This window comes from Streptomyces sp. NPDC051738 (genome assembly GCF_044453205.1).
In the GTDB taxonomy this organism is placed as follows: domain Bacteria; phylum Actinomycetota; class Actinomycetes; order Streptomycetales; family Streptomycetaceae; genus Streptomyces.
Window position 1 is genome coordinate 125,213 of record NZ_JBITCM010000006.1, and the last position, 24,853, is coordinate 150,065.

The following is a 24,853-nucleotide window of genomic DNA, read 5'->3' on the forward strand; positions in this document are numbered from 1 at the left end:
GTGAGGCGCGTCACATTGGGGCTAGGGTGATACCGCTCGAAGAAGCCCACCGGGCCATGGGCCGAGTGGCGGCGCGCGCGACCGGGACGGCTTCAGGTGAGGGAAGTGATCCCGTTGTCCGTCGCCTGGGACGACATCGGCGGGCTCGTCGATGCGCACCAACGTTTCCTCGCCGGCTCACTGGTCGAGTCGGACGTGCGGGACTCGGTGCTCGACTCCTGGAAGCGATGCCGCTCCGCCGGGCTCGAACCGCACCGGCTGCTGGTCCGCTACACCGATGACGTGACGCTGGACGACCGGCTGCTGCGCGCCGTCGACCCGGTCCTGAAGGCGCTGTCCGCCTCCCTCGCCGATGTGGGCATGGCGATCGCGCTCTGTGATGGACAAGGCCGGATGGTCCAGCGGCTCGGCGGGGACCGACATCTGCGCGAGCGCCTCGACGCGGTCCGGTTCGCCCCGGGGTTCGACGCCTCGGAACCGGTCGTGGGCACCAACGGCATCGGCACCGCCCTCACCGAGCGCGGCCCCGTCTACGTCGCCGGCCGGGAGCACTTCGCGGACTGTCTGCAGCCCTTCGCCTGTGCGGGGGCGCCCGTCCGGGACCCGCTCAGCGGGCGCATCGAGGCCGTCCTCGATCTCACCTGCCTGCGCGACCAGGGCGACCCGGCCATGGTGCGGATGGTCCGCGACGCCGCCCGGGACATCGAGGCCCTGCTGCTGGAGCAGGCCACCCGACGGGAACGCGCGCTCCTCGCCGCGTACCGGCGGGCCGACGGCCATGCGCGGGGCCGGCCGAAGCAGCCCGCGCAACCGCAGCCCGGCCAGGACGGCGGCTCCCTCGCCCGGATCGACCTGGCGGTACTGCGCGAGAAGGCCGAGGAACTCCTCGCCGCGCCGCACCGCACCCTCGACGAGATCACCCTGCCGAGCGGCCGGACCGCCATGCTGTGGCGCCGGCAGGTGCGGGGAGCGGCGGGGGAGAGCGGGGTCGCGGTGGAGGTGCGGGTGCTGGGCGGGCCTCGCCTGAGGCATGTGCGTCCGGAGCCGCCCGGTCCCGCGTCGCCCCCGCCCCGGCCCGCACCGGAGTCCGCCACAGCACCCCTGCCCCGGCCCGCACCGGAGTCCACCGAAGCACCCGCACCGCCCGGCCCGACTCCCCGGCCGCCCGCACCGGACGCATACGCCGACGGGACCGGCGCCCCGCGCCCGGCCGTATCCCCGCCCCGGCCCGCCAGCCTCCCCGAACCCGACCCGGACGGCGCCGGCGCCGAGGGCTGGCTGCTCCTCGTGGGTGAGCCCGGCGTCGGCCGGCTGGCCCTCCTCGCGCGCCGGCGCCTGGAGCTGCTGCATGACGCGAGCGTCCGCGTCGGCACCACCCTCGACGTCACGCGCACCGCGCAGGAGCTCGCCGAGGTGACCGTCCCCCGGTTCGCCGACTTCGTCGCCGTCGACCTGCCCGACTCCGTGCTGCGCGGCGAGGAACCGGAGGCGGTCGGCGGCCGGACCGCGTTGCGGCGGGTGGCCATCCGGGCCGTACGCAGGGATCCGCACAACCTCTACGACGTCGGCGATCACGTCGAGTACGTCGCGTCCACGCCGCAGGCCCGCTCATTGGAGACGAGGCAGTCCGTACTGGAACCCGTCCTGTCCGAGGCGGGCGGCTGGATCGCGCAGGACCCGGCGCGGCTGGAACGGGTGCTCGCGGCCGGCATTCACTCCCTGATCACCGTGCCGCTGCGGGCGCGGGGCACGACCCTCGGGGTGGTCAGCTTCTACCGCTCCCTGCGGCCCGCCTCCTTCGAGGACGACGACCTGTCCCTCGCGCAGGAGCTGGTCGGCCGCGCGGCGATCTGCATCGACAACGCCCGCCGCTACACCCGCGAGCACAACACCGCCCTCACCCTGCAACGCAGCCTGCTGCCGAGGGGCCGACCCGAGCAGAGCGCCGTCGAGGTCGCCTACCGCTATCTGCCCGCGGAGGCCGGTGTCGGCGGTGACTGGTTCGACGTGATCCCGCTGTCCGGCGCCCGGGTCGCGCTCGTCGTGGGCGACGTGGTCGGGCACGGCCTGCACGCCGCCGCCACGATGGGCCGACTGCGCACCGCCGTCCACAACTTCTGCTCCCTGGAGCTGCCGCCCGACGACGTCCTCACCCACCTCGACGACCTGGTCGCCCGGCTCGACAGGGGCGAGGGCTGGGCCGCGGAGAGCGCACCCGACTGCGGCATCGTCGGCGCCACCTGTCTGTACGCCGTCTACGATCCGGTGTCCCGGCGCTGCACCCTCACCCGCGCCGGGCACCCCCTGCCCGCGGTCGTCGCGCCCGACGGCACGGTCGACTTCGTCGACCTGCCCTCCTGCCCGCCGCTGGGCCTGGGCGGGATGCCGTTCGAGACGGTCGAGCTGGAGCTGGCCGAGGGCAGCCAGCTCGTGCTCTACACCGACGGCCTGATCGAGGACCGGCACCGTGACATCGACGCCGGCCTGGACCAGCTGCGCGCCGTGCTGGGCCGCGCCGACCGCCCGCCGGAGGAGACCTGCGAGGCCGTCCTCGACGCCCTGCTCCCGGCCCGCCCCGGCGACGACGTGGCGCTGCTGGTCGCCCGCACCCACGCCCTGGGCCCGGACCGCGTGGCCCAGTGGGACCTGCCCAGTGACCCGGCGGTCGTCTCCCGCGCGCGGGTTGCGGTCACCGAACGGCTCGCCGCCTGGCACCTCGACGAGCTGGCCTTCACCACCGAACTGATCGCCAGCGAACTGGTCACCAACGCCATCCGCCACGCCACCGGCCCCCTCCAGCTCCGCCTCCTGCGCGACCGCACCCTGATCTGCGAGGTCTCCGACGGCAGCGGCACCTCACCCCGTCTGCGCCGCGCCCGCACCGAGGACGAAGGCGGGCGCGGCCTGTTCCTCGTCGCGCAGCTCACCGAGCGGTGGGGGACGCGGTACTCACCGCACGGGAAGGTTATTTGGGCTGAGCAGCCGCTGCCGTAGCGGACTCACTCCCATATGGCGTGCAAGTCGCCGTAGCAGAACCAGTTCTCCGTCGTGAGCGCCCAGGTGAAGGCCGTCGTCTCTGTCGCGAAGTAGCCGGTGTCATCCAGATAGCCGCTGTACTCCTGGTCCACGCCCATCGGTTCGTAGTTGTCGTGGGTGGGCCAGAGGCCGTTCGTGGTGATGGTGAAGTCGCCCTCGACCGGGGTCCCCGCGCTGCGCCAGAAGAAGTGGTTCGTGAACGTGTAGTTGCCCAGCTCATCCCCCCACAAGGTCATCTCGGAGCATTCCCTGAGGGAGGAATCGCTGCCCTGTGCCGCGCCCGAATCGGCGCTGAGTGTCTTCGCGGTCGATGCACCGAGCACGGCCAGGGCCTCATCGGCCGTCAGAGAGGGCCCTGCGTGCGAGGCCGCCTTCAGGCGATCTGCCTGTGCTTCAGTGAGCTTCAGCCCGCGGCTCGCGGCCGTCAGGGTGGTGGTTGTGTCCGTTCCCCGTGCCGAGGCCGAGGTGGTCATCATCGCCATGGCGCTCATGGCAAGGACCATCGTGGTCGCGGCCATCCTTCGAAATCGCATGGTGTCCCCGTTCCCTTTCGGACTGCCCGAGTTCTGGTCATGTTCCTGACCGTTGCGCTGCCTGACCGGATCACCATGACGCAGAGCAGCCCCTATGGGTGCCTGGAACTTTCCAGGGTCCTTCACGCCGGCAACCCCGGCCCCGCACACCGCACATCCGCCTCCGGCACCATCCCGTCGACGAGATACGCCCCCACCGCCCCGTCCACGCAGGCGTTCCCCCGGCTCGCGAACACCCCGTGGGAGTAGTCGTCGTCGAGGATCACCAGCCGGGAACCGGGCAGCACCTCCCGCAGCTGCCGGGCGCCCTCGATCGGCGTCACCGGGTCGTGCGCGGACGCGACCAGCAGGACCGGCGGGGCGGCCGGACTGCCCAGGGGCGTACGGCGGTTCGGGCGGTGGTGCCAGTACGCGCAGGCCGACGCCTCCATGCCGGTCAGGACCGGCTGCGGGTCGAGACGCCTGGTGCGGCGGATGTCCGCCAGGATCTCGCGCGGCGTCGGCCCCGGCCCGTCCGCGCACTTCACGATCCGGTTGGCCGCCTCGTAGTTGCGGGACTCGGGGCTGTCGAAGGCGGACGCGGGCCGCAGACCGTCGGGGCTGCCGTCGGTCAGGTAGGTGCGCAGCCCGTCGGCAAGGCCCGCCCAGCGCTCGGTGCGCCCCAGCGCGCGGTAGACGGCACGGTCGAACTCCGCCGGGCCGAAGCCGTTCACCGGGCGGGCGGTGAGTCCTTGGCGCACGCGCAGATACGACCGCCGTACGGCGTCCGTGGCGTCTCCCAGCCCGAAGCGCGCCGCATGTGTGGCCGTCCAGGCGAAGAACGTGTCGCGGGCGCGCAGCATCGCACGGCTCTGGACGACGTCGAAGTCGTACCAGTCCCAGGGGCCGACCACACTGTCCAGCACCATCCGGCCCACCCGGTGCGGGAAGCGTGCCGCGTAGGCGGCGCCCAGGTAGCTGCCGTACGAGACACCGAGGAAGTTCGTCCGGGGCTCGCCCAGCGCGGCCCGGATCGCGTCCATGTCGTAGGCCGTCTGTTCGGTGGACAGGTACGGCAGCACTTCCGTGCCCGCGCCCGCCGCGCAGTCGTCGGCCAGCGCGCGCAGTGAGGTGAGGTACGTCCGCTCGGCCCGCGGGGTCGTCGGTACCGGGTCCGTGCCCGGAGCGGTGAACAGGCCGCCCATCGGGCCGCACTCCACCGGGGTGCTGCGGCCCACGCCGCGCGGGTCGAAGCCGATGACGTCGTACGAACGCCGCACGCTCGCCGGGAGTTTGGCGCGCTTGGTCACCGCGTAGGGGAGACCGGAGCCGCCCGGGCCGCCCGGGTTCACCAGCAGGGCGCCGCGGCGCTCGGCCGGGGTGCCGGAGGCGGGGACGCGGGAGACGGCGATCTCGATGCGCGGGCCGGAGGGGTGCCGCCGGTCGAGGGGGACGGTGAGGCGCCCGCACTCCACGCGGTCCGGTGCGGGCGGGGTCGGGACGGAGTCCGGGCAGGGGCCGAAGGTGAGGGAGGTCGACGCGCGGGCGGGCGTGGCCGTGGCCGTGGGGAGCAGGGCGGCCGCGGCCACGAGGGCGCACAGCAGAGCGGTGGGGCGGGACGGGAAGGACAAGAGGTCGCTCCGGGGCAGCAGGGTAAGAACGGACTAGTAAATGAAAATGATTATCGCTAACGTGTGTGCGTCAAGTCCGGCACCCCTCCGCCCGAGGGGCGCTCCGGGCTGCCTTGACGTCTGAACTCACGGCACGAAAAGGGGAGTTGTGGCTCATCTGCTGGTGGTAGAGAGCTGGGTCGGGTCGATGAGCAGGCTGCTGCCACGTGCGATCCGGGAGGGCGGACACGAGTTCACCTTCCTCACCCGGGACCTGCATCACTACCTGCGTTCGGCGCCCGAAGGGACCGCGCATCCGCTGCTCGGCGCCCGCAACGTGATCACCGCCGACACCAACGACCTCGACGCCCTGCTGCCCGAGGTGGAGCGGCTGCACTCGGTCCTGGGCTTCGACGGGGTGATCACCTCCTGCGACTACTACCTGCCGACCGTGGCCCGGATCGCCGGACACCTCGGACTGCCCGGACCCGGCCCCGAGGCGGTGGGGAACGCCTGCCGCAAGGACGCCACCCGTCGCGTCCTCGCCGACGCGGGCCTGCCCGGACCGCGCTTCGCCGTGCACGAGGAGTGGGCCGGCCTCGCGTCGGCCGCCAGGGAGATCGGCTATCCGCTCGTCGCCAAGCCGGTCGACCTGTGCGCGGGCATGTATGTGCGCCGAGTCGACGACGAGGCCCAACTGGCCGAGGTCTTCCGGGCATTGGCCGACTTCCCGGTCAACGCCCGGGGACAGCGACGCACCCCCGCCGTCCTCCTCGAAGAGCTTCTCGACGGCCCCGAGGTGAGCGTCGAGACCGTGTCCTACGCGGGCGCGGTGCACATAGTCGGGGTCACCGACAAGAGCATTGGCGGAGCGCCCGCCTTCATCGAGACCGGCCACATGTTCCCGGCGGACCTGTCGCTCGCCGACACGGACGCCGCCGAACAGACCGCGCTCGGCGCGCTCAAGGCGCTGGGGCTGACGGACGGCGTCGTGGCGCACACCGAGATCAAGCTGACCTCCGCCGGCCCCCGCGTCGTCGAGGTCAACCCCCGGCCCGCCGGCAACCGCATCACCGAGCTCGTCCGCCATGTCACCGGCATCGACCTCGCCGCCGCCTTCGTGGACGTCGCCCTCGGCCGCGCCCCCGACCTCGGGCGCACCGACACCGGGCTGCGCAGTGCCGCCATCGGCTTCCTCGTCCCGGATCGTGCGGGCACGCTCGAAGCGCTCGGCGCCGGTCAACTGGCCGATGGAGAAGGGGTGTTGGAGGTACAGCTCGCCGAACCCGGCAAGACCGTGAAGGCGGCGGGCAGCAACAACGAGTACCTCGGTCATGTCATGGCCGGTGACCCGGAGGGCCTCGGCGCCCGCGACCGCGTCGAAGGCCTGCTGTCCGGGCTGCGCGCGGGACTGGTGATCCGATGACCGCCCTCGACGCCTCGCCGACGGCGTCCTGTCGGACGTACGACGAACTGGTCGCCCGGGTCCGCGAAGGCGCCCTCGGCCCCGACCCGCGCACCCAGCGCATCGCCGTCGCCTTCACCACCTGTCAGGCCGTACGGCACGACGGGCGTGGCACCGGCTACCGCAACGAGGTCCTCAGCCTCCGCCTCGCCGAGGCCGTCGGATCGTGTGCCGTCGAGCCGGGGGAACTTCCCGACGGCGCGCTCGACACTTGCGTCGGCGCCGATGTCGCACGGCTCCTCGACCATCCGCTGCCCGCCGTGCGGGTGGCCGCCCTCGACGCCTATCTGATGCACGTCACCCCGCACACGCCGGACCACGGGGCGCAGCCGGTCGCGCTGCCCGCCGGGTCGTCGCTGGAGAAGTCCAGGGCCAGGGCGCAGGCCGTGGTGGAGCTGCTGGATCTGCCGGCCGGTTCGACGGTCCTGGTGGTCGGGGTCGTCAACTCGCTGCTGGAGGCGCTGCGTTCGCGCGGGCTTCGCCCTGTGCCGTGCGACCTCAAGGGCGGGGTGACCGAGTGGGGCGAACCCGTGGTCACCGACGCGCTCGCCGCGACGGGGCGCTGTGACGCGCTGCTCGTGTCCGGGATGACCCTGGGCAACGGCACCTTCGAACCGCTGCGTGAGCACGCGCTGCGGCACGGCAAGCAGCTGGTGATGTTCGCCCAGACCGGCAGCGCGGTGCTGCCCCGCTTCCTCGGGCACGGCGTGAGCGCGGTGTGCGCGGAGCCGTACCCCTTCTTCTGGCTCGACGGCGGGCCCGGCGTCATCCACCGGTACCGGTGTCCCGGAGGTGAGCGATGACCCTCACGACCGCCGCCGTACGGCCGCCCGCCGCGCGCCCGGAGCTGCTCGCCCTGCTCGGCCGTACCCCCGTCGTCCGCGTCACCACCGAACTGCCGCACGCCCACCCCGGGTTCTGGGCCAAGCTCGAAGGGCTCGCGGCCGGCGGCATGAAGGCGCGGGCCGCCGTGTCGATGCTGCTCGGCGCGCGCGAGCGCGGCGAACTGCGGCCCGGCGCCCCGGTGGTGGAGTCCACCTCCGGCACGCTCGGCATCGGGCTCGCCTTCGCCGGACAGGCCCTCGGCCATCCCGTCGTGCTGGTCGGCGACAGCGAACTGGAGCCGTCCATGCGGCAGTTGCTGCGCGCACACGGCTGCCGCATGGAGATCGTGGACCGTCCCGCGCCCCAAGGCGGCTGGCAGGCGGCCCGCCTCGGCCGACTGCGTGAACTGCTCGCCGAACTCCCCGGCGCCTACTGGCCGGACCAGTACAACAACCCCGACAACACGGCCGGATACGCCTCCCTCGCCGCCGAACTCGGCGCCCAGCTCGACCACTTGGACATCCTCGTGTGCAGCGTCGGCACCGGCGGCCACAGCGCCGGCGTCATCGCCCCGCTGCGCCGGCACTGGCCCGCGCTGCGGCTCATCGGCGTCGACGCCACCGGCTCCACGATCTTCGGCCAGCCCGCCCGGCCCCGCCTGATGCGCGGCCTCGGCAGCAGCATCCACCCGCGCAACGTCGCCTACGACGCCTTCGATGAGGTCCACTGGATCGGCCCCGCCGAAGCCGTGGACAGCTGCCGACGGCTCGCCCGGGGCTCCTTCGTCAGCGGCGGCTGGAGCACCGGAGCCGTCGCGCGGGTCGCCGCCTGGGCGGCCTGCGTGCACCCGGGCGCGGTCGTCGCCACCGTGTTCCCCGACGGGCCGCACCGCTACCTCGGCACCGTCTACGACGACGACTTCCTCGCCGCCCACGGTCTCGACCCGGCCTGCGCCGCCACCCGCCCCGTGGAGATACCGCACCCGCACGCCGCCGAGGCGCGCGGTTGGGCGCGGTGTACGCGGGTCGCCGATCCGATCTCTCCCGGAAGGACCCAGTGAAGGCCCGCCTGCGCACCGTACGACTCGAACTCGCCGAGCCGTTGCGCATCTCCCGTTCCACCATGTCCGCGCGCGACGCCGTGTGGCTCGGCATCGAGCACGAGGGGGTCACCGGCTACGGCGAGGCCGTCAGCAGCGTGTACTACGGGCTCGACGCCGACACACTGGCACGGCTGCTGGCGGACGTCGATCTGCGGCGCTTCGCCGATCCGGAGAGTGCCCTTCAGGCCCTGCGCGCGGGGGAGTCGGCATCGGACGCCGATACGCCCCCCGCCGTCACCGCCGCCGTCGAGTCGGCGCTCGTCGACCTCGCCGGCAAGCGCGCGGGCGTCCCCGTCCACCGCCTCCTCGGCGCGCCGGCGCCGCCCGAGGCCGCCACCGCCCGCACCATCGGCATCACCTCGCTCGCGGACGGGGCCGCCCAGGCCCGGCGTCTGGCCGCGCGCGGATTCGAGGTCATCAAGGTGAAGGCGGGGGCGCCCGACCCCGACGACGACGTGGAACGCGTACGGGTCATCCGGGACGCGGCCCCGCACGCGAGGCTGCTGCTGGACCCGAACGGTGCCTGGAGCGTGGCGGAGGCCGAACGGTTGCTGCCCCGGTTCGCCGAACTCGGGGTCGAGGCCGTCGAACAGCCCCTCGCTCCCGGTGACCCGGATGCGCTGAGCGCCCTCGCCGAGAAGTCGCCGCTGCCGGTCATCGCCGACGAGGACGCGGTGAGCCCGGACGACGTACGACGCCTGGCCGGGCGGGTCCACGGGGTCAACGTCAAGCTCGCCAAGTGCGGAGGGCTCCAAGCCGCCCTGCGGATCGCCGAGTTGATCGAAGGCAGCGGGACCGAGCTGATGCTCGGCTGCCTCACGGCCAGCAGCCTCGGGCTGGCGCCCGCCGTGCACCTGGCCGACCGGGCCCGCTGGGTGGACCTCGACGGACATCTGCTGCTCGCGCACGACCCGTGGACCGGCATCGGGGGCGCCGACGGCTTCGTACGCGCGAGTGACCGGCCGGGACTGGGCGTCGAGGAGGTGACGGCACATGAGGACGTGGCGTGAGATGCGCGGCTTCCCCGTCGCCGTCCAGCTCCTGCTGGTCAACCAGCTCGGCGTCAACACCGGCTTCTACCTGCTCATCCCGTACCTCGCCACCCACCTCGGCGAGAACCTGGGCATGTCGGCGGCGGTCGTCGGGATCGTCCTCGGCGTGCGCAACCTCAGCCAGCAGGGCCTGTTCATCATCGGCGGCTCGGCGTCGGACCGGCTCGGGGCGCGCGGCGTCATCATCGCCGGGTGCGCGCTGCGGACCGCCGGATTCGCGCTGTTCGCGCTGGGCGACGGGCTGCCGGTGCTGCTCGCGGCGTCCGTGCTCAGCGGGCTCGCGGGGGCGCTGTTCAACCCTGCCGTACGGACGTATCTCGCGCAGGAGTCGGGGGAGCGCAAGGCGGAGGCGTTCGCGCTGTTCAACGTCTTCGCGACCACGGGAGCGTTGATCGGACCGCTGCTGGGAAGTGCGCTCCTGCTCGTCGACTTCCGTACGTCCGCGCTGACCGCCGCCGGGATCTTCGCCGTGCTCACCGTGGCCCAGGCCCTCGTCCTGCCCGCGCGCAAGGTCGAACCCAGCGGCAGCGGGGTCCTCGGCGACTGGCGCGAGGTGCTCGGCAACCGGGCCTTCCTGGCCTTCGCGCTCGCCATGGTCGGCATGTTCACCCTGGAGAACCAGCTCTACCTGCTGCTGCCCGACGGGGCCCGCGAGGCCACCGGCTGGGACGGAGCGGCGGGCATCGTCTTCCTCGTCGGAACGGTCGCCAACCTGGCGCTCCAGCTGAGGATAACCAGACGTCTCAAGTCCCGGGGGAACAGGGCGGGTTGGATCGCCGTGGGTCTCGCGGTGATGGGGCTCGCCTTCCTGCCGCCCGCGCTGGTGGCGGGCGCGGGATCGCCCGGGTGGCTCGACGCCGGGCCCGTGCTGCTCGGCGCGCTGCTGCTCTACCTCGGCGTGATGGTCGCCTCGCCGTTCGTGATGGAGCTGATCCCGCGCTTCGGGCGCCCCGAGCTGACCGGCACGTACTTCGGGATCTTCTACGTCGTCTCGGGCGTCGCCGCCGCCGTCGGGAACACCGTCGTGGGCTGGGCCATGGACGCCGGGGAGAGCGACGGCCGCGCGTGGCTGCCGTGGGTGTGCTGCGCCGTGTTCGGGCTGGCCTCGGCGGGCGGGGTGGCCTGGCTGCACCGGCGCGGGGCGCTCCCCGCAGAGCCGGCACCGGCGGTTTCCGCTCAGGCCGGAGAGAGGAGCTCGGCGTGAGTGCGGCGCGGGGCGAAGAGACGGATCTGCGCGCGGCCGACGGCGAAGGGGCGGGCGGGGGCCCAGGCGCCATCGCCACCGGCCCGGTCGGCTCCGAGCCGGACATGGCGGTCGCGACGCCGGGCGAGTGGGCTGACGCGGGCGTCGCGGCAGTGGTCGGGGAGGGCGGCTTCGATGCCGGCGGTCCGGTCGGGAGCGGCGGTTTCGCCAACGTCCGTCCTGGCGGGACCGGCAACTCCGGCACCGGTGCCCCGCGCGCCGGCCGCAACCTCCTCACCGACAACCCCGCCCTCTACGAGGCCCGCTTCCCCGACCCCGACCGGCTCGCCGGACGCTGGGCCGAGGACTGCCTGCGCCGCCACGGCGCCGGGCCCCGCGTCCTGGACATGGGCTGCGGCACCGGCCGCGACGCCGCCCACCTGCACTCCGCCGGGCGTACGGTGACCGGCGCCGACCTCTCCGAGGCGATGCTGGCGCACGCCCGCGCCCACCACCCGGGCCCGGCGTACGTCCGGGCCGACCTGCACGCCTTCGACCTGGGCCCGGATGCCGCCTTCGACGCGGTCGTCTGCCTGGACAGCTCCCTGCTGTACTGCCACACCAACGACCAGCTCGACGGGTTCCTCGCGTCCTGCCGCCACGCCCTCGCGCCGGGCGGCCTGCTGGTCGCGGAGATGCGCAACGGGGCGTACTTCCTGGGCCGTACGGACCTCCTCGACGCCCCGTCCGTCAACGCCTTCACCTGGCAGGGCACCGCCTACCGGTCCACCACCACCCTGACCGTCGACCGCACGGCGCAGCTTCTTCGCCGTACCCGCGTCTGGACGGCCGACGACGGAACACCGCCCGTCGAACAGCGCTCCGCCTGGCGGCTGCTGTTCCCGCACGAGCTACGGCACTTCCTCGCAGCGCACGGCTTCGAGGTGCTCGAACTGCACGACGGGCCCGGACCGCGTACCGAACCACCTTGGGCCGAGGGCGAGTTGCCCGGAGCCGCCACCGACCAGGACCGGCTGCACGTCGTCGCACGCCGCCACACCCACTGAAACGAAGGATCACTCACTCATGCACGACGTTTTCCCCGGCCTGCGCCGCCGCGGCTTCCTCGCCGCCACCACGGGCGCCGCCGCCCTCGCCCTCGTCGGCTGCGGCGGCGACACGGACGACAAGGCGGCCGGTGGCTCCGGCACCCCGAAGCGCGGCGGACGTCTGCGTGCCGCGTTCGCCGGAGGCGGGGCCAGCGAGACCCTCGACCCGCACCTGGCCAACCTCTTCGCGGACGTCGCCCGCGCCAAGGCCCTCTTCGACAAGCTCGCCGACTACGGCGCCGACCTCTCCGCCGAGCCCCGCCTCGCCGAGAAGTGGGAGTCCAACAAGGGCCTGGACCGTTGGCAGGTGACGCTGCGCCAGGCGACCTTCCACGACGGAAAGCCGGTCACCGCCAAGGACGTCCTCTACAGCTACCGCCGGATCGCCGACCCGAAGCAGGCCTTCCGCGCCAAGGCGTCCCTGGAGCCCATCGACCTCGACGCCAGCCGCGCCACCGGCGAGCGGTCCATCGAGTTCGTCCTCAAGCGGCCCACCGCCGAATTCCCCAACATCCTGGCCGCGTTCGGCGCGTACATCGTCCCCGAGAACGCCACCGAGTTCGACGCCAAGCCCATCGGCTCCGGCCCGTTCCGGTTCGTCTCCTTCTCGCCCGGCCGTTCCGCCGTCTTCCGCCGCTACGACGACCACTGGGACGGCGCCCCGCTCCTCGACGAGATCGAGTTCGTCGTCGCCAACGAGGAGTCCGCCCGCGTCAACGCGCTCCTCGGCGGCCAGGTCGAGTACGCCCACGAACTCAACCCGACCACCGCCCGCGCGCACGAGGGCAAGGGCCAGATCGAGATCGTGCGGCTGCGCAACAGCGCCATGCAGGCGTTCTGCATGAAGACCGACCGGGCGCCCTTCGACGACAAGCGGGTCCGCGAGGCCTTCTTCCTCATCGCCGACCGGCAGGAACTCGTCGACGGCGCGCTGTCCGGCGCGGGCGAGGTCGGCAACGACCTGTTCGGCAAGGGATACGAGTACTACGCCGCCGACCTGCCGCAGCGCGCCCAGGACCTCGACAAGGCCCGCGCCCTGCTCAAGCAGGCCGGCGCCGAGAAGCTCAAGGTCACCCTGGACACCTCGGCCGTCGCCGCCGGGTTCACCGAGGCGGCCGGGATCTTCCGCGACCAGGCCGCCAAGGCGGGCGTCACGATCGACGTGAAGATGGGCAGCAAGGACTCCTACTGGAGCGACATCCTCGACTCCGGCACCCTGTCCTGCTACCGCTCCGGCGCCATGCCCATCGAGGCCCACATCTCCCAGCGGCTGCTCACCGGCTCCACCACCAACGCCACCAAGTGGCAGCACAAGGACTTCGACGCCCTGTACGAGCAGGCCCAGTCCACCCGCGACAAGACCGAACGGGCCGCCGTCTACGAGCGGATGCAGCGCCGCCTGTACACCGAGGGCGGCTTCCTCATCTGGGGCTTCGCCGACTGGATCATCGGAACGGCCAAGACGGTGAAGGGGGTTGAGACCAAGGCGCCCGCCAACACCCTCGACTGGGCCCGCTTCGACAAGGTGTGGCTCGCGTGAGCGGACTTCGCTCTTTCGTCGCCCGGCGGCTGCTCCTCGGCGTCGCGCAGACCGTCGGCGTCGTGCTGCTGGTCTTCGCGCTCACCGAGGCGCTGCCGGGCGACGCGGCGGTCGCCCTCGCCGGCGACCAGCCGGACCCCGCGCGCATCGCCGCGATCCGCGAGGCGATGGACCTGGACCGGCCGGCGTACGAGCGGCTGGCCGACTGGTCCACGGGGCTGATGCACGGCGACTTCGGCACTTCCCTGACCTCCCCTCGCCCGGTCACCCAGTACCTCGCCGACGGCTTCGGCCCGACCCTGCTGCTCGCCACGCTCACCCTCGCCCTCCTGGTCCCCCTCGGCTTCGGCCTCGGCGTGCTCGCCGCCCGCCACGAGGGGCGGCTCGTCGACCGGCTGGTCAGCTCGGTGACGCTGGCCGTGTACGCGGTCCCCGAGTTCGCCCTCGGGGTGCTGCTGGTGACGGTCCTCGCCATCAAGCTGGCCTGGCTGCCGCCGACCGCGCTCGGCTACGGCACCGACCTGCTCGCCCATCCGGCGGCGCTGGTCCTGCCGGTGCTGGTCCTGCTGTCCCGCCCGGTCTGCTCGCTGTCCCGCCTGGTGCGGGCCGGCATGATCGACGCCCTCGCCTCCCCCTACGCCGCCCACGCCCGCCGCTACGGCGTCCCCGGCGCCCGCGTCCGCTACGCCCACGCCCTGCCGAACGCCCTCGCCCCGGCCGTGCAGCAACTCGCCCGTACCGTCGACTGGTTGCTGTGCGGCGTGATCGTCGTGGAGGCCCTCTTCGTGATCCCCGGCCTGGGCACGGTGCTTCTCAACGCCGTGGCCGAACGTGACGTACCCGTGGTGCAGGGGCTGGCCGTGGTGTTCGGCGTGCTGACGGTCGTCCTCAATCTCGGTGCCGATCTGGTGGCCCACCGGCTCACGCCGCGCGCGGGGGTGGCCGCATGACCACGCACCGCCGTTTCGCGCTCGGCCTCGGCGTCATCGCCGTCCCCCTCGTCCTCGCCCTCCTCGGACCGCTGTTCACCGGTGACCCCGGCCCCCGCGCCACGTCCTTCACCCTCGGCGGCGACCACTGGCTCGGCACCGACTTCGTGGGCCGCGACGTCTGGCACCAGGTGCTGTTGGGCGGCCGTACGGTCGTCGTCACCGCGTTGGCCGCGACCGCGCTCGCCTATCTCGTGGCCGTCCCGGTCGCGCTCATGAGTGCGCTGACGCGGCTGCGCCCGCTGGAGGAGCTGCTGATGCGGCCCCTGGACGTGCTGCTCGCCGTGCCGTCGCTGCTGCTGATCCTGCTGGTGGCCTCCGTGTTCTCGCCGGGCGCGGTAGGGCTCGCGCTGCTCGTGGCCCTGGTGAACGTGCCCGACGCGGCCCGGATCGTGCGGGCGGCCGCGGGGGAGGCCGCCGCCCGACCCGCCGTCGAGGCGCTGCGCATGCAGGGGGAGAGCTGGTGGCGGATCGCCGTCGGCTACGTCGGAAGGTCGGCGCTGCGCACCCTCGCCGCCGACGCCGGCATCAGGCTGACCGGCGTGCTGTACCTGGTGTCGACGGCCGCGTTCCTCGGTGTCGGTGTCGCGCCGGACGCCGCCGACTGGGCGGTCATGGTCGACCGCAACCGCACCGGCCTGTTCGTGCAGCCGTGGGCCGTGGTGGTGCCCGCACTGCTGATCGTGGCGCTGACGATGGGCACCAACCTGCTCTTCGACGCGGCCCTGGAGAAGAACCCGACCAAGAAGAGGGGGCGACGCCCGTGAGCGACGTGCCGGACCCGGTCGCCGAGATCCGCGACCTGCGCGTCGAGATCGACGGCCACGCGATCGTCGACGGAGTCGACCTCCGGGTGCTCCCCGGAAAGGTGACCGCCCTCGTCGGCGCCTCCGGCAGCGGCAAGACCACCACCGGTCTCGCCCTGCTCGGCGAGTACCCGCCCGGCGCCCGCGTCACGGGCGAGGTCCGGCGGACAGGCGACGGCCCGGTGGGCTATGTCCCCCAGCACCCCGCCGCCGTCCTCAATCCGGCCCGCCGGGTCGGCGCCCTCCTCGCCGACATCGCGCGCCCGCAAGTCCGCCACCTGCCTCGCGCGCAGCGCCGTACGGCGGCCCGCGCACTGGTCCTGCGGGCCCTGTCCGACGCCCAACTCCAGGACGCCGAGGCGCTGTTGCGTCGCTACCCGCACCAGCTCTCCGGCGGCCAGCAGCAACGCGTCGTCCTCGCGCAGGCCCTGCTGCTCGGCGCCCGCGTCATCGTCGCCGACGAACCCACCACCGGCCAGGACGCGTTGACCAAGAGCCGGGTCGTCGGGCAACTCGCGGCGGTGGCGGCCCGCGGCATCGCGATCGTGCTGCTCAGCCATGACCTGGACGTCGTACGCGCCCTCGCCGACGAGGTCCTCGTCCTGCGCGCGGGCCGGGTCGTGGAGTCGGGCCCGGTGGAGCGGCTGTGGACGGCGCCGCGGCACGAGTGGACGCGCCGCCTGCTCGACGAACAGCGCGCGGTCCCACAGGGCGGGGCGTACGCGGAGTCAGGCCAACCCATCCTGGAAGTACGGGACTTGACCGCCGTACACGACCGCCGGACCACCGTCCTGCGCACCCCGCACCTCGCCCTCCACCCCGGCGAATGCCTGGCCGTGGTCGGCCGCTCCGGCAGCGGCAAGACCACGCTCGCCCGATGCCTCGCGGGGCTCCACCGCGAGCACGACGGCGAGGTCCTGCTCGACGGCACCCCGCTCCCGCGCAGCCTGCGCCGGCGTAGTCGCGCCCAACTCGCCGCCGTGCAGTACGTCTTCCAGGACGCCCGCGCCGCCTTCGACGAGCACCGGCCCGTTCTGCGGCAGGTGGCCCGTACGGCGGTACGGCTGCGCGGTGCCGATGAACGGGCGGCGACGGACGAGGCGGCGACGACCCTGGCCCGCCTCGGCCTGCCGGTGGAACTGGCCCACCGCCGCCCCGGCGAACTCTCCGGCGGCGAACTTCAGCGCGCCGCCCTCGCCCGCGCCCTGCTGGCCCGCCCCAGGGTGCTGATCTGCGACGAGGTCACCTCCGGCCTGGACACGGTCACCCGGCGCGGCATCCTCGACGTCCTCGCGGGCCTGGTCGGCGAGGAGGAGGACCTGTCCCTGGTGCTCATCACCCACGACCTGGACACCGCGCGCCTGGCTCACCGCGTCGCCGTACTGGACGCGGGCGAACTCGTCGAACAGGGCCCGGCGCAGCAGGTCCTGACGGAGCCACGGCATCCGTTCACCATCTCCCTCATGGAGACGACGGAGCGCCTGGAGGCGGGGACCCGGACATGAGCCGACCTCCGGGCGGGCTCGCTGAGGGTGACGGGAAGGCCTCGGCGAGCGGCCCGGAGGTCGGCGGTCTTGGGGCGCGCCCCTGCCTACTGCGTGGTCGGCAGGCGTCGGCGGCGCGGTCGGGCGGTGGCCTGGGAGAGCAGCAGGTGGAACTGGCGCACCGCCTCTCCCGGGTGGCCGGCCGGGGCGTCGAAGGGCAGTCGGGCGTCGTGGTGCGTGTCCGGTGTCTCCACGCGCAGCACCAGGCCGTGCCGGTCGAGCCGCAGCGGCCGTACGGCGCTCGCGCCGAGCTGCAGCCGGGGCGGGAGCAGCCGGGCGAGCGGGGCGACGGTGTCGGCGTGGGTCGCGTCCAGCCGGGCCAGCATCTCGGCCTCGTGGGTGGCCAGCGGGTCGGGGGAGGCCAGGGTCAGTTCGTCGAGGCCGATGACGGTCGCCTCGTCGTCCTCCGTGAGGACGGCCCGCGCCGGGTTGAACACCAGGGTCTTCGGGCCGAGGGCAGAGAGCCAGCCGCCCAGCGTCAGGCGGGCACGCACCCGTTCGCGTACGGCGACGGGGGCGATGTCCGTGAACTCCACGAGGGCGGCCAGATCGCCGTGCGGTGCCATCGCGAGCTCGGCGGCGAGGTGGGCGTCCGGCGGGCTCTGCAGCAGCAGTCGTGCGGCGGCGTCCACGGTGTGCAGGCCGATCAGCTCGACGCGATGGCCGTGGGTGGTGACGGTCAGTGAGCCGGACGCCGACAGCACCGAGCGGGCACGCTCGGCGGGCGTCGGCTCAGGGCAGGTGGCAGCAGACATGGCGACCTTTCGACTTAGGTACCTCGTGTTCACCAACCTCCGTCGGGCTCGGAAGCCCCGCCTCTCACCGGTCCGCGTCGGCCTCGCGACCCCGGGCCACCACCAGCGGGATCGTGACCGTGAACACCGTCGCCCCCGGCTCGCTCGTCACATCGATCCTGCCGCCGTGGGCGTGCACCAGTGACTGCGCGACCGCCAGCCCCAGCCCGCTCCCGCCCCGGTCCCGGCTGCGGGCCTTGTCGACGCGGTAGAAGCGGTCGAAGACCCGCTGCCGGTCGGCGGGCGGGATGCCCGGGCCGGCGTCGGCGATCCGCACCTGCGCCGTGTCGTTCGCCATCGACACCGCCACGGACACCTCGGTGCCGATCGGGGTGTGCACCGCGGCGTTGGTGAGCAGGTTGTCCAGGACCTGGCGGATGCGCTGGGGATCCAGGCGCAGCTTCAGGGAGCCGGGGCCGGGAGCCACCGTCAGCGGGTGGTCGGCATGGGTGACCCGGAACGCGTCCGCCGCCTGCGCGACCAGCTCCACCAGATCCGCCTCCTGCGGCCGCAGCGGCGTCTCCACCTCCGCGGCGTCCAGGCGGGCGAGCAGCAGCAGGTCGTCGAGGAGGAAGCCCATCCGGGCGGCCTCCGCCCGCAGCCGCGCCAGATGCTTGTCGCGCTCCTCGGGGGCGTTGGCGGCCGCGTACTGGAAGAGGTCGGCATAGCCCCGTACCGACATCAAAGGCGTACGCAGCTCGTGCGAGGCGTCCGCCACGAAGCGGCGCAGCCGCTGCTCCGCCTCCGCCCGCACCGCGAGCGAGTCGTCGATGTGCTCCAGCATCGTGTTGAACGCGGTACGCAGCTCCTCGACCTCGGGCCCGCCGCCGCGCCTGGCGTGCCGCACCGTCAGCCGCGCCGAGTCCGTCAGGTCGTGCGAGGTGATGTCGTGGGCGGTGTGGGCCATGTCGCTGAGCGGCTGCAGGCCCCGCCGCAGCATCTGCCGTCCGAACACCACGAGGGCGAGCAGCGCCAGCCCGAAGGTGACCACCTGGATCGTGATCAGCTGGCCCACGGTGTCCTCGATGTCCTCCATGGGTGCCGCGCTGACCAGGACCACGCCCGGCTCGACCTCGCAGGCACGCAGCCGGAACTCGCCCTTGCCCCGGAGGTACTGGGTCTGCAGCACCTCCGTGTTCGCGGCGGTCTGCGCCCGCGCCACTTCGGTGAAGTCGTCGACGTCCTCCGGAAGATCGCCGGGGTCCTCGGGCCTGCGCAGCACGGGCTTGCCGTCCGAGACGTCGTACACGGCGTAGAACCAGCTGTAGTACTTCTTGCCCGTCAGCGTGCCGTAGTCCGCGATGCTCTTGGACTGGGCGATCTGGCCCTGCGCCAGCTGGGTGTCGAGCTGGGCCGACAGATAGTCCCGCATGTACGTCGTCAGGGCCGTGCCGACGACGGCGAACACCACCAGCGACAGCCCGCCGAGACCCAGCGCGAGCCTGGTGCCGAGCCGGAGCCTGCCGTACGTCCGCCGCAGCCGCCCGATCACTCGGCCGCCTGCCGGATCACGTACCCGAAGCCACGCACCGTGTGGATCAGCGGTCGGCCGGTGTCGTCGAGCTTGCGGCGCAGCCGGCTGACGACCAGCTCGACGACGTTCGAGCGGCCGCCGAAGCCGTACTCCCACACATGGTCGAGGATCTGCGCCTTGGTCAGCACGGTCGGCGACTTGCGCATCAGATAGCGCAGCACCTCGTACTCGGTCGGCGTCAGCGTGAGCAGCTTGTCGCCGCGGCGCACCTCGCGGGTGTCCTCGTCCATCGTCAGGTCCGCCACCCGAAGGACGGAACGCTGGAACGCGGGCCCGGCGCTGCGTCGCAGCACGGTCCGCAGCCGGGCCATCAGCTCCTCCACCGCGAACGGTTTGACCAGGTAGTCGTCACCGCCCCGGGTCAGCCCGGCCACCCGGTCGGCGACTCCGTCGCGGGCGGTCAGGAACACCACGGGCACCATCGTCCCGGCTCCGCGCAGCCGGTCCAGGACGCCGAAGCCGTCCACGTCGGGCAACATGAGGTCCAGCACCACGATGTCCGGATGGAACTCGGCGGCCAGCCGCAGCGCCTCCTCACCGGAATTCGCGGTGACCGCCGCCCAGCCCTCGTAGCGGGCGACCGTCGCGACGAGGTCGGCGATGGGCGGGTCGTCGTCCACGACGAGCAGGCGTACTTTCTCCACCCGTTCATAGTGCGGCACCCGGCCGCGATCGCCGGGGGCGGGTAGGGGACCGCGACCACATCGATAACCACTTGAAAGAACAACGACAGCTTTTCGACAGCTGCCTCCCGACAAGCTCGGAAGCCACAGACCAGATCAAGGAGCTGTCGCCCGTGACGACCGTCCAATCGCCCCCTGCGCCCCCCACGGCGATACGCCCCAGGGTGGTCGCCCGCACGGGCCTGTACGCCGTGCTCGCCGCGAACGTGTGCGTGGTGCTCTACTTCTTCTTCGCCGCCGGCTTCGCCTCGAACACGCTCATCGTGCTCGGCCGTCTCACCGGCCTGTTCGGCGCGCTGCTCATGGCGTTCCAGCTGCTGCTGGTGGCCCGGCTGCCCTGGCTGGACACCCGGATCGGCATGGACCGGCTGACCTCCTGGCACCGCTGGACCGGCTTCAGCGTCCTGTGGGCCCTCCTCGCGCACGCCGTGTTCATCACCTTCGGCTACGCCGAGTCGTCCTCCCTGGACCCGGTCAACCAGCTGATCGACCTCGCCGAGACGGTCGAGGGCGTGCTGCGCGCCGTCGTCGCGCTCGGGATCATCATCGTGATCGGCGTGGTGTCGGCCCGGTTCGCGCGGCGCAGGCTGGCCTACGAGACGTGGCACTTCATCCACCTGTACACCTACGTCGCCGTCGTCCTGGCGTTCACGCACCAGGTCGCGGTCGGTACGTCCTTCACCTCGTCCTCCGTCGCCACGGCGTACTGGTACGCGGTCTGGGGCGTCGCCCTCGCGTCGGTGTTCGTCGGCCGTCTCGTCCTGCCGCTGTGGCGCAACTGGCGCCACCAGTTCCGTGTCTCTGCGGTCGTCCCCGAGTCCGACAACGTGGTCTCCGTCTACATCACCGGCCGTGACCTGGACAAGCTGCCCGCCCGGGCCGGCCAGTTCTTCCTGTGGCGGTTCCTGACGAAGGACCGCTGGTGGCAGGCCAACCCCTTCTCCCTGTCGGCCGCCCCCGACGGCACCCAGCTGCGGCTCACCGCCAAGGCGGCCGGCGACGGCTCGGCGGCCCTGCGGCACATGAAGGTCGGCACGCGCGTCTTCGCCGAGGGCCCCTACGGCGCCTTCACCGCGCTGCACCGCACCCGGCCGGAGGCCGTGCTCATCGCGGGCGGCGTCGGCGTCACCCCGATCCGGGCCCTGCTGGAGGAGCTGCACGGCCACGCGGTCGTGATCTACCGCGTCGCCTCCGACCAGGACGCGGTCCTGTACGGCGAGCTGGTGGAACTGGCCCACGCCAAGGGCGCCGAGCTGCACCTGGTGACCGGCCCGGCCACGCCGGACAAGCTGGCCCCGGCCGAGCTGGAGCGACTCGTTCCGGACATCACGAACCGGGACGTCTTCCTGTGCGGACCGCCGCCCATGATGAACGCGGTCATCGGCAGCCTGCGCGAGCTGGGCGTGCCCAAGCAGCAGGTCCACTTCGAGCGTTTCAGCCTGGCCGGCTGAGAAGGACAAGGAAGACACACAGTGAAGCGCGCCATACCCGTCCTCGTCCTCAGCATCGCCGGTCTGGTCCCGGTCTGGCTCTACGAGCCGTCCATCGGCACGGCCGTCGAGACCGCCTCGCCCGCCTCGACGCCCTCGGCGTCCTCCTCCGCCGGTTCGGGTTCCGGCAGCACGGTCGTCAAGGGCTCGACCGTGCAGACCGACAAGGGTCCCGTGCAGGTCCAGGTGACCTTCGCGGGCACCAAGATCACGGCCGTGAAGCTGCTCCAGCAGCCGAACCACCCGCAGACCACGGCCGCGGTGCCGAAGCTGGTCGCGGAGACGCTGGAAGCCCAGAGCGCGGACATCGACACGGTGTCCGGCGCCACGATCACCAGCGACGGCTACAAGGAGTCCCTCCAGGCCGCGATCGACGCGAACGCGGAGTCGGCGTCCTCGTCCTCCACCTCTCCTTCGGCCTCGGCGTCCGCCGAATCGGCGGCCCAGACGGTCGACGGCTCGACGGTCAACACCGACAAGGGCCCGGTGCAGGTCCAGGTGACCTTCGCGGGCGACAAGATCGCGTCGGTGAAGATGCTGCAGCAGCCGAACCACCCGCAGACGACGGCCGCGGTGCCGAAGCTCATCGCGGAGACCCTTGAGGCGCAGAGCGCGGACATCGACACGGTGTCCGGCGCGACGATCACCAGCGACGGCTACAAGGAGTCCCTCCAGGCCGCGATCGACGCGAAGGGCTGATCATGCACCGAGTCGAACACGTCATGGGGTTCCCGGTCTCGCTGCGGGTCGACGACGCGCACGTGGGCGAGGACACCGCGGACGCCGTGTTCGCATGGCTGCGTGAGGTCGACGTCCGGTTCAGCCCGTTCAAGGCCGACAGCGAGGTCTGCCGGCTGGACCGGGGCGAGATCGCGCGCGGCGACATCAGCGCGGACCTCGACGAGGTGCTCGGGCTGTGCGAGGAGTACCGGGTCGCCACCGGCGGCGCCTTCGACGTACGGCTGCCCGGGCGCGGGCTCGATCCGTGCGCGGTGGTGAAGGGCTGGTCCGTGCAGCGGGCCGCCGAGCTGCTGAGGGCGGCGGGAGCGCGGCGCTTCGTCCTCAACGCCGGCGGTGACGTGGTCGCCTCCGGCGGGCCCTGGCGGGTGGGGGTACGCCACCCCGAGCAGGCCGACAAGGTGTGCGTGGTGGCCGAGCTCACCGACGGGGCGATCGCGACGTCCGCGCGCTACGAGCGCGGCGACCACATCGTCGACGGCCGCACAGGGCGTCCGGCGACGGGGCTGCTGTCCCTCTCCGTCGTGGCGTCCTCCCTGACCGTGGCGGACACCGTGGCGACCGCCGCGTTCGCGATGGGCGCGGAGGGCGTCGAGTGGGCCGCCTCTCAGGAGGGCTGCGAGGTGTTCGCGGTGGACGCGGAGCGGCGGGTCTTCCGTACGGAGGGCTTCCCGGCGGCGTCCGCGCAGGCACGGGCGGCGTAGAGCGGCGACCGAAACGGCGACGGCACCATGTCCTCGGGCATGGTGCCGTCGCCGTCCTTGTGGGGCGTGGGGTGTGGGGCGTCCCGTCACCCGACGTCGGAGGCGTCCAGGCGGTACAGACCGCTGTAGTCGCTCACCGCCGTGCCGTTCTTCTTGACCCAGGTCGCGATCTCGGAGTTCGTGCTGCCCTGGCCGCTGTCGCTGATCACGATGTAGTGCAGCTTGCCCGCCTTCACCAGGCTCTTGAGCTTGGCCAGGGTCATCGCCTCGTCGCTGCCGGACCAGCCGCCCATCGAGATCACCGGCTCACCGGACTCCAGGATGATCGAGGAGGCCGTCTGGTCGGTGGCCACCGCGACCAGCCAGGTGGCGCCGTCCTGGTTCTTCTTGAGGTATGTGATCATCTCGGAGGTGACCTGGGTGCCGCCGCCCGCCTGGCCACCGCCACCGGTCCGGCCACCGCTGGTCGTCTGACCACCACCGCTCGGCGCACCGCCGCTGGGCCGCTGGCCGCCGCCCATGCCACCGCCACCGCCCATGCCGCCACCGGTGCTCGGACCGGCCGTCGGATTGGTCCCGTTGGTGCTCGCGGTCGTCGCCGCCGACACCGAGTACGCGGCGGGACCGGCCAGCAGGGCCACGACCGCCGCCAGCGCCGCGATACCGATCAGCCGCCGCCGCTTCAGGAACCGCCCGGCGAGCAGCCCGAGTACGGCGACCGCACCCGCGACCCCGACCACGATCTCCGCGACGGTGTACAGCGTCCCGGAACCGGAGACCCGCTCCAGCAGCACGACCGCCCACACCGCGCTCACGGCGACGGCACCCGGCAGCACCCAGCCCCACTTCGCCGCCGAACCCTCCACGAACGCCCGGTACAGCATCACCGCGCCGATACCGACGAGGGCCGCGATACCCGGCGCCATGGCGGTGACGTAGTACGGGTGGAAGGTGCCCTCGGCGAGGGCGAAGGTCAGATAATGCAGGACGAACCAGCCGCCCCAGAGCATGAGTGCCGCCCGCTTGGCGTCGGTGCGGGGCGCTCGGCCGCGCAGCACCAGACCGCCGACGAGCGCGATCAGCGCGAACGGGATCAGCCAGGAGATCTGGCCGCCCATGATCTCGTTGAACATCCGGTACAGACCGGCGTCGCCGCCGAAGCTCGCGCCGTTGCCCTGCGAGCCCACCGACGAACTCGCCCCGAAGATCCGGCCGAAGCCGTTGTAGCCGATGACCAGGTCCCAGACCGTGTTGTCGGTGGACCCGCCGATGTACGGGCGCGAGGAGGCGGGGACGAGATCGACGACCACCATCCACCAGGCGCTGCTCACCACCAACGCGACCGTGCCGACGGCGAGATTGCGGATCCGGCGGCCCAGGGAGGCGTTCGCGGCCCACAGGTACACCAGGAAGAACGCGGGCAGGACGACGTACGCCTGCATCATCTTCGTGTTGAACGCGAACCCGATCGCGACCCCCGACCACACCAGCGGCATCAGCCGCCCGCTACGCACGGCCCTCGCCAGCGCGGCGGCGCCGAGGAGCATCAGGAAGACCAGGATCGGGTCGGGGTTGGTGTCCCGGTTGATGGCGACGGTGATCGGGGTGAGGGTCAGCACCAGCGCGGCGATCGTCGCCGCGACGACCCCGAAGTCCCGCTTGACCATCCGGTACAGCAGCGCCACCGAGCCGACGCCCACCGCGACCATCGGCAGCATCAACTGCCAGGTGCCGTAGCCGAAGGCGCGGGCCGACAGGCCCATCACCCACAGCGCGAAGGGTGGTTTGTCGACGGTGATGAAGCTCCCGGCGTCCAGCGCGCCCAAGAAGAACGCCTTCCAGCTCTGGGTGCCGCTGTAGACGGCCGCGTTGTAGAAGGTGTTGCCGGTGACGGAGGACAGGTTCCAGGCGTACAGAGCCGTGGCGAGGACCAGCACCGCCCAGAACGCGGGGCGGGCCCAACGGGGGCCCTGCGGGGGGCCGGTGAACAACCGGCGGGGGCCGGTGCTCCGGACGGGCGCGGGGGAGGGGGCGAGAGTCGTCATGGCAGTGACCATCGGGCGCGCTTCTGGGGGATCCCTGAGGCCGTCCTGAGGGGACGGTGAGAATCAGCGGACTCACAGGTGGGGCACAGCGA

Annotated in this window: 20 protein-coding genes; 14 read left to right on the forward strand and 6 right to left on the reverse strand. The window is 72.7% G+C overall.

Going from position 1 to position 24,853, the window contains the following annotated elements; all coding sequences use genetic code 11:
• Positions 1-105: 105 nt before the first annotated feature.
• Positions 106-2,994 (forward strand): SpoIIE family protein phosphatase, encoded by a 2,889-nt coding sequence (locus ACIA8X_RS16130; RefSeq protein ID WP_399458499.1) that lies wholly within the window; start codon positions 106-108, stop codon positions 2,992-2,994.
• A 5-nt stretch (positions 2,995-2,999) separates the two neighbouring features.
• Here ACIA8X_RS16130 and ACIA8X_RS16135 read toward each other — a convergent pair whose 3' ends face one another.
• Entirely contained in the window at positions 3,000-3,554 is a 555-nt protein-coding gene (locus ACIA8X_RS16135; protein ID WP_399458500.1) for a hypothetical protein, read from the reverse strand.
• A 137-nt stretch (positions 3,555-3,691) separates the two neighbouring features.
• Positions 3,692-5,179 (reverse strand): alpha/beta fold hydrolase, encoded by a 1,488-nt coding sequence (locus ACIA8X_RS16140; protein WP_399458501.1) that lies wholly within the window; start codon positions 5,177-5,179, stop codon positions 3,692-3,694.
• Between the two features lie 148 nt (positions 5,180-5,327).
• Between ACIA8X_RS16140 and ACIA8X_RS16145 the strand changes: the two genes are divergently transcribed.
• The 10 genes from ACIA8X_RS16145 to ACIA8X_RS16190 all read left to right on the forward strand — a co-directional run bounded on the left by ACIA8X_RS16145 (position 5,328) and on the right by ACIA8X_RS16190 (position 16,734).
• The gene (locus ACIA8X_RS16145; RefSeq protein WP_399458502.1) at positions 5,328-6,584 is read left to right on the forward strand and encodes an ATP-grasp domain-containing protein; all 1,257 of its coding nucleotides are present in this window, start codon (positions 5,328-5,330) and stop codon (positions 6,582-6,584) included.
• Positions 6,581-7,426 (forward strand): Rossmann-like domain-containing protein, encoded by an 846-nt coding sequence (locus ACIA8X_RS16150; RefSeq protein WP_399458503.1) that lies wholly within the window; start codon positions 6,581-6,583, stop codon positions 7,424-7,426. Before ACIA8X_RS16145 ends, ACIA8X_RS16150 begins: the two co-directional genes overlap by 4 nt.
• Complete coding sequence (locus ACIA8X_RS16155) at positions 7,423-8,508, forward strand: PLP-dependent cysteine synthase family protein (protein ID WP_393447542.1); 1,086 nt, start codon at positions 7,423-7,425, stop codon at positions 8,506-8,508. Before ACIA8X_RS16150 ends, ACIA8X_RS16155 begins: the two co-directional genes overlap by 4 nt.
• Positions 8,505-9,560, forward strand: coding sequence for a mandelate racemase/muconate lactonizing enzyme family protein (locus ACIA8X_RS16160; RefSeq protein WP_399458504.1), 1,056 nt, complete (start codon positions 8,505-8,507; stop codon positions 9,558-9,560). Before ACIA8X_RS16155 ends, ACIA8X_RS16160 begins: the two co-directional genes overlap by 4 nt.
• A complete protein-coding gene (locus ACIA8X_RS16165; RefSeq protein ID WP_393447546.1) occupies positions 9,544-10,806 on the forward strand; it encodes an MFS transporter in 1,263 nt (420 codons plus the stop codon). Before ACIA8X_RS16160 ends, ACIA8X_RS16165 begins: the two co-directional genes overlap by 17 nt.
• Positions 10,807-10,958: 152 nt before the next feature.
• Entirely contained in the window at positions 10,959-11,852 is an 894-nt protein-coding gene (locus ACIA8X_RS16170) for a class I SAM-dependent DNA methyltransferase (RefSeq protein WP_393448063.1), read from the forward strand.
• A gap of 19 nt (positions 11,853-11,871) precedes the next feature.
• Positions 11,872-13,434 (forward strand): ABC transporter substrate-binding protein, encoded by a 1,563-nt coding sequence (locus ACIA8X_RS16175; RefSeq protein WP_399458505.1) that lies wholly within the window; start codon positions 11,872-11,874, stop codon positions 13,432-13,434.
• The gene (locus ACIA8X_RS16180) at positions 13,431-14,384 is read left to right on the forward strand and encodes an ABC transporter permease (protein ID WP_399458506.1); all 954 of its coding nucleotides are present in this window, start codon (positions 13,431-13,433) and stop codon (positions 14,382-14,384) included. The genes ACIA8X_RS16175 and ACIA8X_RS16180 overlap by 4 nt, the downstream gene beginning before the upstream one ends.
• Entirely contained in the window at positions 14,381-15,190 is an 810-nt protein-coding gene (locus tag ACIA8X_RS16185; RefSeq protein WP_393447552.1) for an ABC transporter permease, read from the forward strand. The genes ACIA8X_RS16180 and ACIA8X_RS16185 overlap by 4 nt, the downstream gene beginning before the upstream one ends.
• Entirely contained in the window at positions 15,187-16,734 is a 1,548-nt protein-coding gene (locus ACIA8X_RS16190; RefSeq protein ID WP_399458507.1) for an ABC transporter ATP-binding protein, read from the forward strand. Before ACIA8X_RS16185 ends, ACIA8X_RS16190 begins: the two co-directional genes overlap by 4 nt.
• A gap of 86 nt (positions 16,735-16,820) precedes the next feature.
• On the opposite strand, the gene ACIA8X_RS16195 is transcribed toward ACIA8X_RS16190, so the two are convergent.
• The 3 genes from ACIA8X_RS16195 to ACIA8X_RS16205 form a co-directional block, all read right to left on the reverse strand.
• On the reverse strand, positions 16,821-17,528 hold the full coding sequence (locus ACIA8X_RS16195; RefSeq protein WP_399458508.1) for a DUF2470 domain-containing protein: 708 nt from the start codon (positions 17,526-17,528) through the stop codon (positions 16,821-16,823).
• A gap of 64 nt (positions 17,529-17,592) precedes the next feature.
• Positions 17,593-19,059 (reverse strand): sensor histidine kinase, encoded by a 1,467-nt coding sequence (locus ACIA8X_RS16200; protein ID WP_399458509.1) that lies wholly within the window; start codon positions 19,057-19,059, stop codon positions 17,593-17,595.
• Complete coding sequence (locus ACIA8X_RS16205; RefSeq protein WP_393447560.1) at positions 19,056-19,745, reverse strand: response regulator transcription factor; 690 nt, start codon at positions 19,743-19,745, stop codon at positions 19,056-19,058. The genes ACIA8X_RS16200 and ACIA8X_RS16205 overlap by 4 nt, the downstream gene beginning before the upstream one ends.
• A 152-nt stretch (positions 19,746-19,897) precedes the next feature.
• On the opposite strand from ACIA8X_RS16205, the gene ACIA8X_RS16210 reads away from it, so the two are divergent.
• The 3 genes from ACIA8X_RS16210 to ACIA8X_RS16220 are packed head-to-tail and all read left to right on the forward strand — an operon-like array spanning position 19,898 to position 22,716.
• Entirely contained in the window at positions 19,898-21,235 is a 1,338-nt protein-coding gene (locus ACIA8X_RS16210; RefSeq protein WP_393447562.1) for a ferric reductase-like transmembrane domain-containing protein, read from the forward strand.
• Between the two features lie 21 nt (positions 21,236-21,256).
• On the forward strand, positions 21,257-21,973 hold the full coding sequence (locus ACIA8X_RS16215; RefSeq protein WP_393447564.1) for an FMN-binding protein: 717 nt from the start codon (positions 21,257-21,259) through the stop codon (positions 21,971-21,973).
• Between the two features lie 2 nt (positions 21,974-21,975).
• Positions 21,976-22,716, forward strand: coding sequence for an FAD:protein FMN transferase (locus ACIA8X_RS16220; RefSeq protein ID WP_399458510.1), 741 nt, complete (start codon positions 21,976-21,978; stop codon positions 22,714-22,716).
• 86 nt (positions 22,717-22,802) lie between these two features.
• On the opposite strand, the gene ACIA8X_RS16225 is transcribed toward ACIA8X_RS16220, so the two are convergent.
• A complete protein-coding gene (locus tag ACIA8X_RS16225; RefSeq protein WP_399458511.1) occupies positions 22,803-24,761 on the reverse strand; it encodes an ArnT family glycosyltransferase in 1,959 nt (652 codons plus the stop codon).
• Between the last annotated feature and the right edge of the window lie 92 nt (positions 24,762-24,853).

Coding starts and splice junctions, on each gene's coding strand:
- ACIA8X_RS16225 (WP_399458511.1), bottom strand. CDS start 24,761: ATGACGACTCTCGCCCCCTCCCCCGCGCCCGTCCGGAGCACCGGCCCC.
- ACIA8X_RS16195 (WP_399458508.1), bottom strand. CDS start 17,528: ATGTCTGCTGCCACCTGCCCTGAGCCGACGCCCGCCGAGCGTGCCCGC.
- ACIA8X_RS16155 (WP_393447542.1), top strand. CDS start 7,423: ATGACCCTCACGACCGCCGCCGTACGGCCGCCCGCCGCGCGCCCGGAG.
- ACIA8X_RS16185 (WP_393447552.1), top strand. CDS start 14,381: ATGACCACGCACCGCCGTTTCGCGCTCGGCCTCGGCGTCATCGCCGTC.
- ACIA8X_RS16135 (WP_399458500.1), bottom strand. CDS start 3,554: ATGGCCGCGACCACGATGGTCCTTGCCATGAGCGCCATGGCGATGATG.
- ACIA8X_RS16165 (WP_393447546.1), top strand. CDS start 9,544: ATGAGGACGTGGCGTGAGATGCGCGGCTTCCCCGTCGCCGTCCAGCTC.
- ACIA8X_RS16150 (WP_399458503.1), top strand. CDS start 6,581: ATGACCGCCCTCGACGCCTCGCCGACGGCGTCCTGTCGGACGTACGAC.
- ACIA8X_RS16220 (WP_399458510.1), top strand. CDS start 21,976: ATGCACCGAGTCGAACACGTCATGGGGTTCCCGGTCTCGCTGCGGGTC.
- ACIA8X_RS16175 (WP_399458505.1), top strand. CDS start 11,872: ATGCACGACGTTTTCCCCGGCCTGCGCCGCCGCGGCTTCCTCGCCGCC.